At 64.6% G+C, this 13,453-nt stretch carries 13 protein-coding genes and 1 tRNA gene; 5 read left to right on the forward strand and 9 right to left on the reverse strand.

Annotated elements, in window-relative coordinates; translation table 11 throughout:
* Positions 1-52: 52 nt before the first annotated feature.
* Complete coding sequence (pbpC, locus tag BLR13_RS37980) at positions 53-2,299, reverse strand: penicillin-binding protein 1C (RefSeq protein ID WP_171945013.1); 2,247 nt, start codon at positions 2,297-2,299, stop codon at positions 53-55.
* The gene (locus tag BLR13_RS37985; RefSeq protein WP_074829378.1) at positions 2,296-7,503 is read right to left on the reverse strand and encodes an alpha-2-macroglobulin family protein; all 5,208 of its coding nucleotides are present in this window, start codon (positions 7,501-7,503) and stop codon (positions 2,296-2,298) included. Before BLR13_RS37985 ends, pbpC begins: the two co-directional genes overlap by 4 nt.
* Positions 7,504-7,812: 309 nt before the next feature.
* On the opposite strand from BLR13_RS37985, the gene BLR13_RS37990 reads away from it, so the two are divergent.
* Positions 7,813-7,889: transfer RNA gene (locus BLR13_RS37990), tRNA-Arg, on the forward strand.
* A 10-nt stretch (positions 7,890-7,899) separates the two neighbouring features.
* Here BLR13_RS37990 and BLR13_RS37995 read toward each other — a convergent pair.
* From BLR13_RS37995 to BLR13_RS38010, 4 genes are all read right to left on the reverse strand, one after another.
* Positions 7,900-8,085 (reverse strand): hypothetical protein, encoded by a 186-nt coding sequence (locus BLR13_RS37995; protein WP_074829375.1) that lies wholly within the window; start codon positions 8,083-8,085, stop codon positions 7,900-7,902.
* Between the two features lie 270 nt (positions 8,086-8,355).
* Positions 8,356-8,559, reverse strand: coding sequence for a cold-shock protein (locus BLR13_RS38000; RefSeq protein WP_027540153.1), 204 nt, complete (start codon positions 8,557-8,559; stop codon positions 8,356-8,358).
* A 259-nt stretch (positions 8,560-8,818) separates the two neighbouring features.
* Entirely contained in the window at positions 8,819-9,049 is a 231-nt protein-coding gene (locus BLR13_RS38005) for a hypothetical protein (RefSeq protein WP_074829372.1), read from the reverse strand.
* A 180-nt stretch (positions 9,050-9,229) separates the two neighbouring features.
* Positions 9,230-9,421 carry a hypothetical protein gene (locus BLR13_RS38010; protein WP_074829369.1) on the reverse strand — a complete coding sequence of 64 codons (192 nt, stop codon included), beginning with the start codon at positions 9,419-9,421 and terminating at the stop codon, positions 9,230-9,232.
* 454 nt (positions 9,422-9,875) lie between these two features.
* Here BLR13_RS38010 and BLR13_RS41275 point away from each other — a divergent pair, with 454 nt between their 5' ends.
* Both BLR13_RS41275 and BLR13_RS38015 read left to right on the forward strand, forming a co-directional pair.
* Complete coding sequence (locus BLR13_RS41275; RefSeq protein WP_171945012.1) at positions 9,876-10,040, forward strand: hypothetical protein; 165 nt, start codon at positions 9,876-9,878, stop codon at positions 10,038-10,040.
* A 515-nt stretch (positions 10,041-10,555) separates the two neighbouring features.
* Positions 10,556-10,972 (forward strand): septal ring lytic transglycosylase RlpA family protein, encoded by a 417-nt coding sequence (locus BLR13_RS38015; protein WP_074829367.1) that lies wholly within the window; start codon positions 10,556-10,558, stop codon positions 10,970-10,972.
* A 654-nt stretch (positions 10,973-11,626) separates the two neighbouring features.
* Here the strand turns inward: BLR13_RS38015 and BLR13_RS38020 are convergent.
* Together BLR13_RS38020 and BLR13_RS38025 are read right to left on the reverse strand one after the other, a co-directional pair.
* Positions 11,627-11,875 carry a hypothetical protein gene (locus tag BLR13_RS38020; protein ID WP_074829364.1) on the reverse strand — a complete coding sequence of 83 codons (249 nt, stop codon included), beginning with the start codon at positions 11,873-11,875 and terminating at the stop codon, positions 11,627-11,629.
* A 177-nt stretch (positions 11,876-12,052) separates the two neighbouring features.
* On the reverse strand, positions 12,053-12,247 hold the full coding sequence (locus tag BLR13_RS38025) for a hypothetical protein (RefSeq protein WP_074829361.1): 195 nt from the start codon (positions 12,245-12,247) through the stop codon (positions 12,053-12,055).
* A gap of 186 nt (positions 12,248-12,433) precedes the next feature.
* Between BLR13_RS38025 and BLR13_RS38030 the strand changes: the two genes are divergently transcribed.
* Positions 12,434-12,643: a hypothetical protein gene (locus BLR13_RS38030; protein ID WP_074829358.1), complete on the forward strand. Its 210-nt coding sequence runs from the start codon at positions 12,434-12,436 to the stop codon at positions 12,641-12,643.
* A 106-nt stretch (positions 12,644-12,749) separates the two neighbouring features.
* On the opposite strand, the gene BLR13_RS38035 is transcribed toward BLR13_RS38030, so the two are convergent.
* Positions 12,750-12,932, reverse strand: coding sequence for a hypothetical protein (locus tag BLR13_RS38035; protein WP_074829355.1), 183 nt, complete (start codon positions 12,930-12,932; stop codon positions 12,750-12,752).
* A gap of 120 nt (positions 12,933-13,052) precedes the next feature.
* On the opposite strand from BLR13_RS38035, the gene BLR13_RS38040 reads away from it, so the two are divergent.
* Positions 13,053-13,409, forward strand: a complete 357-nt coding sequence (locus BLR13_RS38040) for a DUF6481 family protein (protein ID WP_074829352.1) — start codon at positions 13,053-13,055, stop codon at positions 13,407-13,409.
* The last annotated feature ends 44 nt before the right edge of the window (positions 13,410-13,453 follow it).

A 13,453-nucleotide genomic window follows, 5' to 3' on the forward strand; every position in this document is an offset into this window, starting at 1 on the left:
CGATGAAACCGCACTGCAAACAACCCGCTGTTCCGGCGGTAACGTCCCCGCCCTACTCCACCCGGATCACGACGGTATCGGCAGCCCCGGTGGCGTCGATCACGGTCAAGCGGGCAAATCCGGGTCCTGGCGGGTCGACCAGCCGCTGGCGCCGGCTGTCGATTTCGCCGACCGAGATACCGTTGATCATCATGGTCAGCGGCAGCACCCCGCCGGCGACCTTGACGGGCATCGCCGCGGACTGCCCGTCACCGGTGCGATCAACGTCGATCCGCGACCCGTTCAGGGGAAACTGGATATGCGGCGCCTGGTCGGCGCCGGTCCGGATCAGTTCGCCCACGGGCCTAAACCGCCGCAACGGCAGCGGCAGCTTGGCATTGCTGGCGAGCACGACGCCTTTCGGCGGCTTCGGCAGGCCTGCGGGGATTTTGCCGGTGCGGGCAAAGGCGTCGAACAGGATCGGGGCTGCGGCGGTGCGGCCGACCAATCCCGGCACTGGCGCGCCGTCCGGCCGCCCGACCCAGACCGCGATCGTGATGCGGCCGTCGAAGCCGACCGACCAGGCGTCGCGGTAGCCGTAGCTGGTGCCGGTCTTGAACGCGATCTTGCCGTGCACGCCGTTTTCCGGCGGCGGCGTTCCGATCAGGACATTGCCGACCTGCCAGGCTGCGGCCTGGTCCATCAGCCGCATCGGCTCGCGGTGGTCCTGATCGCTCATGATCTCGCGCAACGGTTTTGTGGTGCCGAGCCGCGGAAATCCCGTATAGAGCTGCGCCAGATCCTGTAGCGTAACGCCGACGCCGCCGAGCCCCATCGCCAGCCCCGGCGCTTCGTCCTTTGGCAGCACCAGACTGCCGCCGGCCTGCTTCAGCCGCGATGACAGCCGGCTGGCGCCGACCCTGTCGAGCAACGCAATTGCCGGCACGTTCAGCGACAGTTGCAGCGCCTTGCGGATCGGTACCGTCCCCTGGAACGTCATGTCGAAATTTTCCGGCGCGTAGGAGCCGAAACGAATCGGACGGTCGTCGATCAGGCTGTCAGGATGGACAAAGCCGTCCTCGAAGGCGAGCCCGTAGATGAACGGTTTCAGCGTCGATCCCGGCGAGCGCAACGCGCGGGTCATGTCGACCTGCCCGGCGCGACGTTCGTCGAAATAGTCGGACGAGCCGACCCGGGCCAACACGTCGCCGCTTTCATTGTCGACCACGATCATGCCGATCGAGATATTCGGACCCTGCGCGATGGCGCGGTCGCGCGCCAGCGCTTCCAGCGTCTTCTGCAAGGTCGCATCCAGCGTCAGCCTGATGACCGGCGTGTCCTTCAAGATCGCAATCGCGGCGTCGGAAGAATGCGGCGCCAGGATCGGCATCGGCTTGCGCATCCGCGGCACCGCGACCGCCCTCGCCTGAATGGCGTCCTCCTGCGAGACGACGCCGTCTTCGACCATGCGGTCGAGCACGCGATCGCGCGCCGCGTGGGCGGCTTGCGGATAGCGATCGAGCCGCCGCCGTTCCGGCGATTGCGGCAGCGCCACCAGCAGTGCTGCTTCCGCCAGCGACAGCCGCTTCGGCTCCTTGCTGAAATAGGCGATGGAGGCGGCGCGGATACCTTCGAGATTGCCGCCGAACGGCGCCAGCGCCAGATAGAGATCGAGGATCTGGTCCTTGCTGAGCTGCCGCTCGATCTGAACCGCGCGCACCATCTGCCGCAGCTTGGCGTAGACCGACCGCTCGCGCCGCGGCTCCATCAGCCGCGCCAGTTGCATCGTGACGGTCGAGCCGCCGGAGACGATGTGGCCGCGGGTCACGAGTTGCAACGCCGCGCGTCCGAGCGCCAGCGGATCGATACCGCCATGCTCACGGAAGCGGCGGTCCTCATAGGCCAGCAGCAATTTCAGATAACCGGGATCGACCGCCGTTTTGGCATCGACGGGCAGCCGCCAGCGGCCGTCGGCCATCGCATAGGCGCGCAACAATTTGCCATTGCGGTCGACGATCGAGGTCGAGACTTTTCGCGCCTGCTCCAGCGGTAGCGGCCCGAGCGAGACGACCCAGGTTGCGAAGGCTGCGGCGAAGACGACGAGCGCAATGCCGATGGCAGATGCGATGCGAAATAGCCGTTGTTTTCCGCGGCCGTCATGGCCGGGCTTGTCCCGGCCATCTACGTCTTTTGGCTCAGCAAAGGACGTCGTGGATGCCCGGGTCATCTGGCGCGAAGACGGCGCTTCGCGCCTTTTGCCCGCGCATGACGAAGGAGTTTGCGGAGCCGCCGCGTTACCCATGTCTCCCTCTTCACTCATTTCGCCGGACGCACCTCGACCGTGCCGGTGCCGGAGCGGCCGTAGCGCGAGGGGTTGTACATGTCCTCGACATAGGCCTGCGGCAGCACGTACTTGCCGGGCGAGACCGCGCGCACGACGTAAGCCACCGTGAACACCGCCTTGTCGTCGGCGGCGCGATCGATGGCCGCCGTGAAGCGGTCGTCGCGGAACTCGGTATTCTCCGGCTCCTCGCCGTCCTCGATCCAGTCCAGCGTGCCGCTATCGCCCGACGACACCAGCTTCGGGTTGTCGATCTCGAGCCCGGCCGGAAGATAATCGGACACCATGATGTGTCCGAACTCCGGCTTCGCTTCAGTGACCTTCAGCACCACCGCGAAGCGATCGTTCTGCTTCGCCTTGGAAATGTCGGCCGGCTTGCCATCGAGCGTGAAGTAGTTGCGCTCGATCTTGAAGCCGTTGGAGGCCGCGGGCTCCGGCGAGATCGGCGAGCCCGATACCGAGACCACCGCCTGCACCGGCGCATCGCCGGTGTTGGTGATCTTGATCGGCTTGCCGGCCATCGCCTCGGCCTTGTAGCTGCGATAGACCGCCGTTTTGGCCGGCACGCCGTCGATATCGAGCGCCAGCGTTTCCTTGGCCAGCGCGCGCGAGGCCAGCACCAGCCAGGCGTTCTCCTGCGTCGAGGTGTAGGGGGTGAGCCCGCGCGCCACTTCGACACGCTGCACGGCCTGCGTCAGCGTCGCCCGCGGCGCGTTGCCTTCGCTCGCCAGCGACACCAAAGCTGCCGCATCGCGCAGCGCCGAACCGTAGTCGACGCGTCCGAACTCGATCACAGGCTTTGGCGCCAGCGCATCAAGCGCCGCGCCATAAACCCGCTCCGCCCGCGCCTTGTCGCCGACCAAAGCCAGCGCCGCCGCCAGTTGCGATTTTGCAATCGGGGTGGCGAGATTGCTGAGCTTGGTATCGGCGAGATAACGCAGATCGCCGATCGGGGCCGCGCCGTTGCGGGCCAGCACATAGAGGCCGTAAGCGAGATCACGGCCGCCGTCCTTTTCCGGCTCGTTGGCGTTGACCACGGAGTTGCGGATGCGGTCGAGCGCGGACTTGAACAGGACATCCGGCACCGCAAAGCCCTTTTCGCGGGCGCGGGTCAGGAAGTCAGTCACATAAGCGTCGAGCCAGGCGTCGTCGCCGCCCGCCGACCACAGGCCGAACGAGCCGTTCGAGCCTTGCCGGGCCAAGAGGCGATCGATGGCGTCCTTGATGCGTTGATCGACCTCGGTGTCCATCGCCAGATGCGCACCGGCGGCGAGATCGTTGACATAGAGCAACGGCATCGCGCGGCTGGTGATCTGCTCGGAACAGCCGTGCGGATAGCGGTCCAGCGCTTTCAGGATCGTCGCAGCATCGAGCGCGGTCGACAGGCTCGCCGACAGCGAGACGCTGCCGGTGCCCGAGACCAGGTCGGAGAACATGTCCTGCGTCAGCGTCAGACTTTCTCCTTTCGCCAGCGTGCGGATCGAGCGCCGCGCCAGGATCTGCGTCGCCGCCTTGACGTCGAGCGCATAGTGCCGCGCCAGCGCGAGACCATTCGGGCCCTTGATGTCGACGTCGAGATTGGCCGTCCCCGCGCCGCCGGCATCGAGCGCCAGCGCCATCGAGGTGCGCTGCTTGGCGGCGAGCTTTACCGTGGTGGTGGGGTTACCCGTGACCTTCACCGGACCCGTCGTCTTGACAGCGATGGTGTAGTCGCCGGGCGCGCCTTCGACGTTATCTAGGTCGAAGCTCATGGTGCCCCTGTCGCCGTTGAGCAGGAACCGCGGCAGCGTTGCCGTCAGCACCACGGGATCGCGCACCGTCACGTCAATGTTGGCGCGGCCGACCTTGGTCGCGCTCCACGCCACCGCCATCACCCGCGCGGTGCCGGCGAATTCGGGAATATCGAACGAGACCTCGGCGGACCCGTCAGGGCCGACCGTGACGATGCCGGAATACAGCGCCAGCGGCTTTTGCGTGGGCGGCGCGCCCTGCAGCTCGGCGCCGGCGGAATCGCCGCCGGTCTTGAGCTGGCCGCGGGTGCCCTGCATGCCGTCGATCAACTGCCCGTAGAGGTCGCGGACCTCCGCCGTCAGGCGGCGCTGGCCGAGATAGTAATCATCCGGCGCCGGCGGCTTGTAATTGGTCAGGTTGAGAATGCCGACATCGACCGCCGCGACCACGATCTTGGCGTCCTCACCGTGGTTTAGCCCGCCGAGCTTGACCGGAATCTTCAGGGCCGTTCCCGGCCGCACCAAGGGTGGCGGCGACAGCGCGACCTGCAGCGTGCGGGTCTTCTTGTCGATGCCGAACCATTTCAGGCCGATCGCCCGGCCGGGCATCCGCCCTGCGGCGGCATCCAGCGGCCGGCGCAGGGTCGCCAGCACATAGGCGCCGGTGCCCCAGTCCTTGGCGACGGGGATTTTGACCTGCTGGGTGCCTTCCTTGACGTCCACGGTCTGGGTCGTCAGCAGACGGTCGCCGAGCACGTTGATGGTGAGCTTCCCCGCCGCGCGGGCGTTGACCGACACCACCATGGTGTCGCCGGAGGCGTATTCCTGCTTGTCGATCGAGGTCTCCAAAAGGTCAGGCGTATCGGCGCTGCCGTCGGAGTACCAGCCGACATCGAACTGCACCGAGGTGATCGGCCCGTCCACCTCCGACGACTTGACGTCGAGGCGGTAGCGGCCGGGCTGCGGCGCAAGGCTGACGCGTGCCGCCTTGTCGGCGGTCAGCGTGAGATCGCCGTCGGCGACGCGGCTGGTCGACTTGACCGGCTCATATTCCCAGGACGAGTTCTGGCGATACCACTGGTAGCGCGACTCCATCTTCAAAAGCTCGTAGCGCAGGCCGTTGCGGGCGAGTTGCTTGCCGTCGGGGGCGACGAACACCACGTCGAACTCGGCCTTATCGCCTTCAGCGACGTTCTTGTCGCCGAACAGCGGCTTGATGCCGATCAGGTTGACGCTGGGGGCGACCGGCAGCACCAGCTTGCGCTCGACGGCGCGGCCGCCTGTCTCCGCCATGCGGATGAAGATCTGGGCTTCTTGCGGCCGGGTCGAGGACGGCGGTTTTGCCAGCGATACCGGGAAGGTCGCGACACCATTGGCGTCGGCCTCGGGCAGGTTCTCGATCGGGGTCCGCTCGTTGCTGGCGGTCTCCTCGTCGGCGACGCCAAATTGATAGCCGGGATAGCCCGGCCGGCCGGACGCCGCCGGCGCGACCAGCATGTCGCCTTCGAGCGAAAGCCCGGAAGCCGGTGCGCCGTACAGGAAATGTCCGTCGACCTTCAGTTCAACCGGAACCTCAGCCTTGATCAATTTGTCCTTGGCGGTGAGGTCGAATTCGATCCGCTCCGGAATGTAGTCCTCGACCATGAAGGTGGTCTCGCCGACCGACGCACCCTTGGGGTCGGTATAGGCCCGCGCCCGCCAGGTCCCGGTCGGAACCGCCGAATTGAGCGGCACCGCCATGGAGCGGCCGCCCGCCCCCTGATCGGCGAGCTGCGCCCGGCGGTATTCGACGCCATCGGGCCGCTCGATCACCAGGGTCAGCGGTCCGCCGGTCAAGGCGTTGCCCTGCCCGTCGCGCAGCAGCGCGGTCAGGTAGACCGTTTCGTTGGACCGGTAGACCCCGCGCTCGGCATAGACGAAGGCGTCCGCTCCCGAAGGCGTGACCCGGCCGGCGACGCCGCGGTCGGTGAGGTCGAAGGCGCTCGTCTTCAAACTGAGGAAGGCGTAGTCCGCCTTCTCGCTGGTGACGGTCAGCAAGGCCGGCGACAACCCGCCCTCGCCCCGCGCCAGCCCTGCCTCGAACAGCACATGGCCGGCATCGTCGGTCTTGCGGGTGGCAAGGATCTCGTTGTTGCGCGCGACGAGCTTGACCTCGGCCTTGCCGACCGCCTCGGTGGAGGCCAGCGAGTTGACGAAAACATGGATGCCGTCATTGCCCGAAAACGCCGTCAGGCCCATGTCGGAGACGATGAACCATTGGGTCGCCAGCGTGCCGTCATCGTCGCTGCCCGGGCTCTTCGGCGCCGCCGTCATGACGTAGACGCCGGGCTGCAGATTGCCCAAGGCCTCGTCGACCGGGAACGCGGTCACGACGTCCTGGTTCAGCGTGGTCGCGGTGGCGAGTTCGCCGGTCCAGACCTTGACGCCGCGCTCGTCGCCGAGATCCGAGAGCTGGTAGCGGCTCAGCGTCTTCTGGAAATCGCTGTCGATCACGGTGTTGATGAGGTTGCGGTCGCCGATCCGGAATACGTTGACGTTCACCGCGGGCGTGTTGACGCTGACCAGCGGGATGCCGCGCTGGCCGGTGCGTGGCAGCACATAGGCGCGACCGGTGAAGCGCACGAACGGCTTGCGGTCGCGGACATAGATGTTGAATTCCGCCGACTTCGGCAGGCTCTCCTTGACCGTCGACGGCAGGCCGGCGCGCAGGTTGATGTTGTAGCGCTCGCCATGCTTGAGGCCATCGACGCAGAGCTGCTTGCCCTCGGCCGACAGCGCCGGCTTGTCGGTACCGGCCAGCGCCAGGAACGGCGCAAAATCGACCCGCTTGGCGAGGTCCTCGGAGAACTGGAAGCAGGCCCGCGGCGAGGCGCCGTCGGAATCGACGGTGTAGTCGAGCAGCCGGAAGCCGTGCTCGTCGCGCATCTTCTCATACTGGCCTCTGATATCGGCGACCTCGCGCAGATCGAGCGACAGCCGGAAGCTATCCAGCGCCGGCCGCCACAGCTTGCGGTCGGACAGCGAACGGCCGAGCACCGCCAGCGCATCGGCCTCCTCGCCCGGATTGCCGGCACGCTGATAGGCGATATAGGCAGCGGTCGAGGCGCGCTCGAGCAGGAAGGTCTGCTCGCTCGACGAGTTGGAGCGGATCTGGAAGATGGTTTTGGCGAGTTTCAGCCAGTTGGCGCCGTCCTCCGGCGTGGTGGCGGCGATCTGGCCGAGGATCTGCAAGCCGGTACGGAAGTCGGCCCTTTTGAAGGCGGCGTCGGCGTCGCTGCGGAGCGTCGCGGCCGACCTGGTGACCGGCCCCGCCTCGCTCTTGATCTGGGCCTCCAGCTTGATCGCGGAATCGGCGAGATCGTCGCGCTTGAAGGCCTTGTCGGCGGCCAGCGCCGGAAAAAGCCCAAGCGCCAGCGTGGCGCAAACCAGTGTGGCGCGGACAAAACCGATCATGACGGAACTCCCAGCGCGGACAAACGCCGCGGTATGGTCAAAAATGCGCGAAAAGGTGACGGACTGATGGCGAAGGACAAGGCTTGCGAAAAGGTCGCAGCAGGCATGGCGTTGGCAGTCCAAAAAAGGGCACGGCGCGGCGCCGGCGGCAGTCAGCCGGCGCCAGCTTTGGGTCAGCGGCGCGCCATAAGCAATGGCCCGCCGTCTGGCTTTGTCGCAAACATGAGGAAATCGGTTCGACGGCCTTGGCGGGCAGCGGATTTTTCATAATGGCAGTGCTAAACAGGCCCGGCGGAACACCGCCCAGACGGTCCCATAGCTCAACTGGATAGAGTAACGGATTTCTACTCCGTGGGTTGCAGGTTCGAATCCTGCTGGGATCGCCAACGGTAAGGCCTACTTGCCCAGAAGTGACGCGCGCCAGAGCGTGAAGTGAGACCGCATATCCATGCCGCTCCGGACTTCCGCTTGCTCGCTAAGCTCGGATTTCAACAGCCGGGAGATCTCGCGCGCGTTGCTCAAACTGCCCCGTGCAAGCAAGCGCGAGAGCTGTTCCATTTCGCCGTCCTGGAGCGTCGACATCGGAACGGTCCCTTATTCCCGTTGATGTCCCCATTGTCTCCGGCCGACACTGACCTTCCAAGTGAAAGTTTGGCAACGTTGCGGCTTGCCGGCGCCCCCGTCCGCCGCGCTTCAATGGTCCAAGCGAGACGATCTACCGAGACTCGAAAAAAGCCGCCGCTGGGTTGTTCAGCGGCGGCTTTGTCAGGCCGGGGTGTGAGTTACGAAGACCGCGACCACTCCAAGCTGGTCAAACCCGAATTAAGATCGAGTTTCGCTTTGGAGTTCGACCTAACCGACCCTGAGATTTTCAGCCGATTCCTTGCCGCGGTTGGCCACGACTTCGTAGCTCACTTTGGCGCCCTCGTTGAGGTTGCTGAGCCCCGCCTTCTCCACAGCCGAAATATGGACGAACACGTCCTTGCCGCCGGTGTCGGGCTGAATGAATCCGAAGCCCTTTGTTGCATTGAACCACTTTACTGTACCTGTCGCCAACGTCGTCACTCCCTGTTTTGATCCAGGAAGACAACCTAGGTCCGTCTGGCAATGTACTGCAAGGAAAACCTCTTACCCAGCCTCAACATAGCCCGATGCTGACCGGTGTGGCGTAGCCGGCCCGGGCGTCACCCGAGAGGTTCCGGGCGTCGCCCCTGAAGATTGCGTGAGATCGCACAAACTTTGAAGAAGCGCACGACAGCTGCCCGCAGGGATTAGCCTTGCCCGGCGTGACCGCTCCAGTTTCCCGCGCCATCCGTCAGCGCTGACCGGTCGCGCCCCACCTTTTCCCGAAGACCGGCGAACTCACCTGATCGACTTTCCAGTCGAAGAAGTCGTACTGGCCCGACCACGCGTGGACCTTGCTCCCGCACACCTCGCACGCGAAGCTGCCGGAACGCTTGTCGGGGTGATGCTCCCTCGTTGCGGTATAGGGTAGCCCGCAATTGGGACAGCTAAAATATTCGGTGGTCCAGATGCCGCTTGCCATGACGCGATTATGCGAAGCCTCGCGGAGGTTTTCCAGTCCGGCCGCTTGCCACCGTTAGCCCGTTCTTAACGCCTTCGATTCTCATTCGATAATGGCCGTTAACGAATGGCGGACGCCGCCCCGTCTTTCCGAACGCTCACGCAGGGCGCCGGGCGTTGGCTGCAAACGGCCGGGATGCGCTCAGGCACCCTTCTTCACGATCTGATATCCGCTGGCCGCCAGGTCCTGCAGGATCGCCTTGGTGATGTGCGCGCTCTGGTCCGGCGCGATCCACTCGTAGTCGAGGTTCGGACCGCCGTCGCCCTCGGGATATTTGATGAAGGCGCTATGAATTGCATTCGTAATCAATGTTTCGATAGCCTGCTCGGACATTTGGCCTCCTGTCTATGCGCCGAACATATCACAGCACCGCTTGACTGACTGCGCTTTCTTCCGCCGCAACGATCGCGGCGTCGGTGCGAACGAGCCTGGCCTCCCACGGTTTACGAGGCGACGGCGCCGATGAAGCGGTCGCCCTTGAGTCATGGAGCGAGGGAGTGAAGATAGACTGCAAGAAAAACCCGCCGGGTTGAGACGGCGGGTTTCCTTGGTCTCGCGAAGCTTTGGGAGCAGGGGCGCGATTACGCAGATCGTAACGGCCGGCGGTTAAGGAGCTCTGCATGAACACCTTGATCCGCGTAATGCCCGCATCAGATTCTTGGAGGTGCCAGGCGCGGTGCGATTGATTGGTGCGGCTTTTCATCAGCCGCGGTGAAGCGTCGCGCTTCCGTGCCCGCAACGGAACTTACGTCTTGCGGGAGGGTTGTTCTGGCCAGAGGAGCATCAGATGGCAGACAACAAGAATCCGAACGAGAAGCAGCCGGGCGAACATCCGGACGGAAAGTACCACTACAACCCAGGCAATCAGTCGGGCAAAACGGCCGAGATCGTCCCCAAGAAAGAGGCGAACGAGAACGACGAACCGCACCGCGACGCTCCCAAGCGCCCATAGATGGTTTGCCGCCTTCCCTTCGATGGACGTAAACAAGCGGCGCCGCCTGATTTCATCGGCCGCGCGACGCAATCGTCTGCGCGCTGGACATTGCGATTGTGGTGGCAGCTCACCAATGTTTAACCGCCGTTTGCTGTATGCAATGCAGAAATGGTTGCCCAGAAAATCGTCTTGCCGAAACCCGGTTGCGGGAGATTGAATTCGGCGTGGGTCCTTGGAGCGACACCTGGCTATCGCCGGCCTCGCACCATCTTTCCCGCAAACTCCCGGCGCTTCCGAACAGGACGCCGGGAGTTTTGTTTTTCGCATGATCGGCGCGATGGCGGACGGCGCTTTGGCGGCAAGCCGAGGCGATTGACGCGGCCCGCTGGTGTTGCTCCCGAGCCACGTTTGCGACTCCATTTGAGGTCGGCGCAATACCGCCCAAACGTCGCCACGCCATCGCCAAGGTCGAAAGGGAGTTTTCGCCAGTCTCCGAGGGTCCCATGGGGTCCCGCAACAGAATGTTGGGAGTCATGGCAGGGCATCACCACGGCGAAGGCATCGGCGTTTCGAAGCTGCGGCTCGCAGCCCTGACGCTGGCGTTGACCTCTTCCCCGGTCTGCGCCGACACCTTTCAGGAGATGTGGATGGGCCGGGTCGCCCGGCCGCCCGCCGACAATCAGGAAGCCTCGGTTTACTGGGAGGACACCTGGGACGCGCGCGGCAAACGCTTCAAGGCCAACGAGGTCTCCTGCGCCCATCGCACCGAGGCCTTCGGCACCATCTTCGTCGTCACCAATCTCGACAACGGCAAGACGATCAAGTGTCCGGTGCAGGATCGCGGACCCTACGCCCACGGCCGGGTGCTCGATTTCTCGCTCGGCGCGGCGCGCCAGATCGGCTGTGACGGACTGTGCCGCGTCAATGTCCGGCGCGCCGGTTACGAATAGCCTCGCATGCGACAAATTGGCACGACGGGCAAAATATCGCTTAACCCGTCGAGCAAATCAGTGGTTCAACTCCGCCCGTCTCACGGCAACAAGAGGGGCGATCGCGATCGTCACGACGTGCGGTGGGATGCGGTGGACGCGAAGGCTGCGACTGACGAGCGCGGTCATTGCGTACGGTGAAATCGTTTGGGTCCGACGCCCCGGTGCTGGCGTCAAGTTGGCGGAAGCGAAAGCTGAAGCTGACGATGGTGGCAAGAAAGCCGGTCACCAGGACGAACTCGTATAAGCCGTAAAGCCATTGCGCAGGGAAGGCCGGAGTGTTTCCGCCAAACCTGTATGCTCGTGTGCGCATTTTTTGATGCACATTGCACGCGAGACCGCGGGTGCGGCGCGCACCCGGTCTTCCCTGCGCCCTCTGTTCTCAGGAGGGCAAACGAAATGCAAAACTTCGGGCGCATCGCGCCGCGAGATCGCGAAGTCGTATTCGAACTTCGTAGGGCGGGCAGAGCCAACGGGTCGCGCGAATGCGCGCCCGATGACAGGCTCCGCGTGCCCACCAATCCAGGTCACAGAAAAGATGGTGGGCACGGCGCAAGTGCGCCTTTGCTCACCCTACGAAGTAGAGACGTGCTGTTTGAAATTCAAATCAGAAACTCACGCCCGCGGGCGGCGGCATGCCGGCTCCCGCGTCACGCGAGCGAGTGCGCGATCGGCCTGCGATATCGGACTGCAGACCGTGAATACGAATGCCAGCCGCGTGCACTGCCAGTCCGGACCGATCTCGGCTGCCGGGAACGGCTCCGAATAAGTCAGTCCGGCCGCGACGAGCGCGATGACACAGACGAGCGACACCAAAGCCAGCGTGAAAACGAGGCGTTTGCGGGTCCACCAAATGTGGGGCATGGCGGTCCTCCTGTTCGGACGCCGCCAACATAGGATCGCGCCGGCAGCTCCGGTGTGAACGGCATCACAGTCCGTCTGGCCTCCCGGTTTCGTGATTTCGGCAAGCCCCGCCAGGCTTCAAGCCCCCGCCAGGCTTCACTGTCAGGCCCCGCCAGGCTTCACAGGCCTCGCCCGGCGTCACTGGGCCGGCTGGATCACGTTGCAGTTGGTGCGGCCGGACATCAGGCAATCCTGCATCTTGCTGGCGGCGGTCAGGTCGTGCGCCAGCCACAGCCCGGCGGCCAGCATCACAGCCGCGATCAACAGGCCGGCAATCGCGCCGCGGCGGCTGCCGCCCTCCTCCGGATCCGTCATGGTGTCATCGCCTTCCATAGCGTTTTCGAGCGAAGTGGATGCCGGTTCGCGTAAAGAAAACGCGTCAAAACAAGGAACCGGCGCGCCGGCAATAGTTCGAAGAGAACTTACACGCGCTGGGTATAACTGTCGCAAATCCGTTGCGCGCGGGCATCCCTTGATCGACACTCCGTTTTTGGGACTGAGCGTGCGCGGGGGCGTGCCATGGGTAAGCAGGAAACGGGCTACGATTACCATCGTTACCGGAAATTGCTGGCGGAAGCGGTCGACGAGACCAAACGGCTCGAACTGATCGAGCAGTTGATCAACGAGAAGGCCCGCGACCGGCTGGAAGCCCAGCGGACGTCGGACCGGGTGGCGATGACGGCGGTGACGGTCGCCAGGATCCTCGGACCGACCGCGCGGCCGCGATAATTTCGGGATCAAGTCGCTCGATCCGAGCGAGCCGGCCGTCCTGCTCCGGAACTGGACCCGGCGCGATCGACGGGCGTGGTCCTCGCTTCTGCGCCCTCTCGGACCCTCACTTCTCGGCGGCGGCCATCACGATCGAACCGACCAGTCCGATCAGGGCACAGGCCAGCAGGGCATATTGCAGGATTGCGACCGCCTGCCGCGGCGTTTCGGTCGCGGTGGCAATGTCGTAAAGCAGCCACGCCGACGTCAGCCCGCTCATCAGCATGATTTTCGGCCATCTGCTGTTCATGCAAATCTCCCCTGATTTTGCTATTGGACGCTGGCATTTTGCCTTGGGTTCACCTAACCAAGGCGACAAACCGCGCCGGCGCGCGGCTACCCCTATTTTGAAAGCGACAAGGCCTCTTTTATGAGTGGATTCAAGGAACCGAGCTTCGCCGACCGCCAGAAGGCCGCGCTGCAGGCCAAGCAGAACATTCTGAACAAGTTCAAGGCGGCACCCGGACCTGATGATCCCGAGGTGAAGCGCCGGCAGGCCGAGCGCGAGGCGCAGGCCGCCGTCCGCGCCAAGGCAAAGGAAGTCCGCGAAGCCGCCAAGGCCGAAGCGAAGGCGCGTGAGGAAGCCGCCGCCGCCGAAGCCAAGGCCGCGCTCGCCCGCGAGAAGGAAGAGGAAGTCGCCCGCCAGGCCGCGCTCGAGGCCGAACAGAAGGCCAAGCGCGACGCCCGCTATGCCGCGCGCAAGGGCGGCAAGGGCAAGAAGAAGTAAGCGGCGGGATCGGTTCGGCGCGTCGTCGCCAAGCACCAGCACCT

Source organism: Bradyrhizobium ottawaense, from assembly GCF_900099825.1.
GTDB lineage: Bacteria > Pseudomonadota > Alphaproteobacteria > Rhizobiales > Xanthobacteraceae > Bradyrhizobium > Bradyrhizobium ottawaense_A.

Bases quoted from the DNA above. Each gene is read 5' to 3' on its own strand.
- BLR13_RS38040 (WP_074829352.1), top strand. From the start codon at position 13,053: ATGAGTGGATTCAAGGAACCGAGCTTCGCCGACCGCCAGAAGGCCGCG.
- BLR13_RS38025 (WP_074829361.1), bottom strand. From the start codon at position 12,247: ATGGAAGGCGATGACACCATGACGGATCCGGAGGAGGGCGGCAGCCGC.
- pbpC (WP_171945013.1), bottom strand. From the start codon at position 2,299: ATGAGTGAAGAGGGAGACATGGGTAACGCGGCGGCTCCGCAAACTCCT.
- BLR13_RS38035 (WP_074829355.1), bottom strand. From the start codon at position 12,932: ATGAACAGCAGATGGCCGAAAATCATGCTGATGAGCGGGCTGACGTCG.
- BLR13_RS38020 (WP_074829364.1), bottom strand. From the start codon at position 11,875: ATGCCCCACATTTGGTGGACCCGCAAACGCCTCGTTTTCACGCTGGCT.
- BLR13_RS37985 (WP_074829378.1), bottom strand. From the start codon at position 7,503: ATGATCGGTTTTGTCCGCGCCACACTGGTTTGCGCCACGCTGGCGCTT.
- BLR13_RS38030 (WP_074829358.1), top strand. From the start codon at position 12,434: ATGGGTAAGCAGGAAACGGGCTACGATTACCATCGTTACCGGAAATTG.
- BLR13_RS38005 (WP_074829372.1), bottom strand. From the start codon at position 9,049: ATGGCAAGCGGCATCTGGACCACCGAATATTTTAGCTGTCCCAATTGC.
- BLR13_RS38015 (WP_074829367.1), top strand. From the start codon at position 10,556: ATGGCAGGGCATCACCACGGCGAAGGCATCGGCGTTTCGAAGCTGCGG.
- BLR13_RS37995 (WP_074829375.1), bottom strand. From the start codon at position 8,085: ATGTCGACGCTCCAGGACGGCGAAATGGAACAGCTCTCGCGCTTGCTT.
- BLR13_RS38010 (WP_074829369.1), bottom strand. From the start codon at position 9,421: ATGTCCGAGCAGGCTATCGAAACATTGATTACGAATGCAATTCATAGC.
- BLR13_RS41275 (WP_171945012.1), top strand. From the start codon at position 9,876: ATGGCAGACAACAAGAATCCGAACGAGAAGCAGCCGGGCGAACATCCG.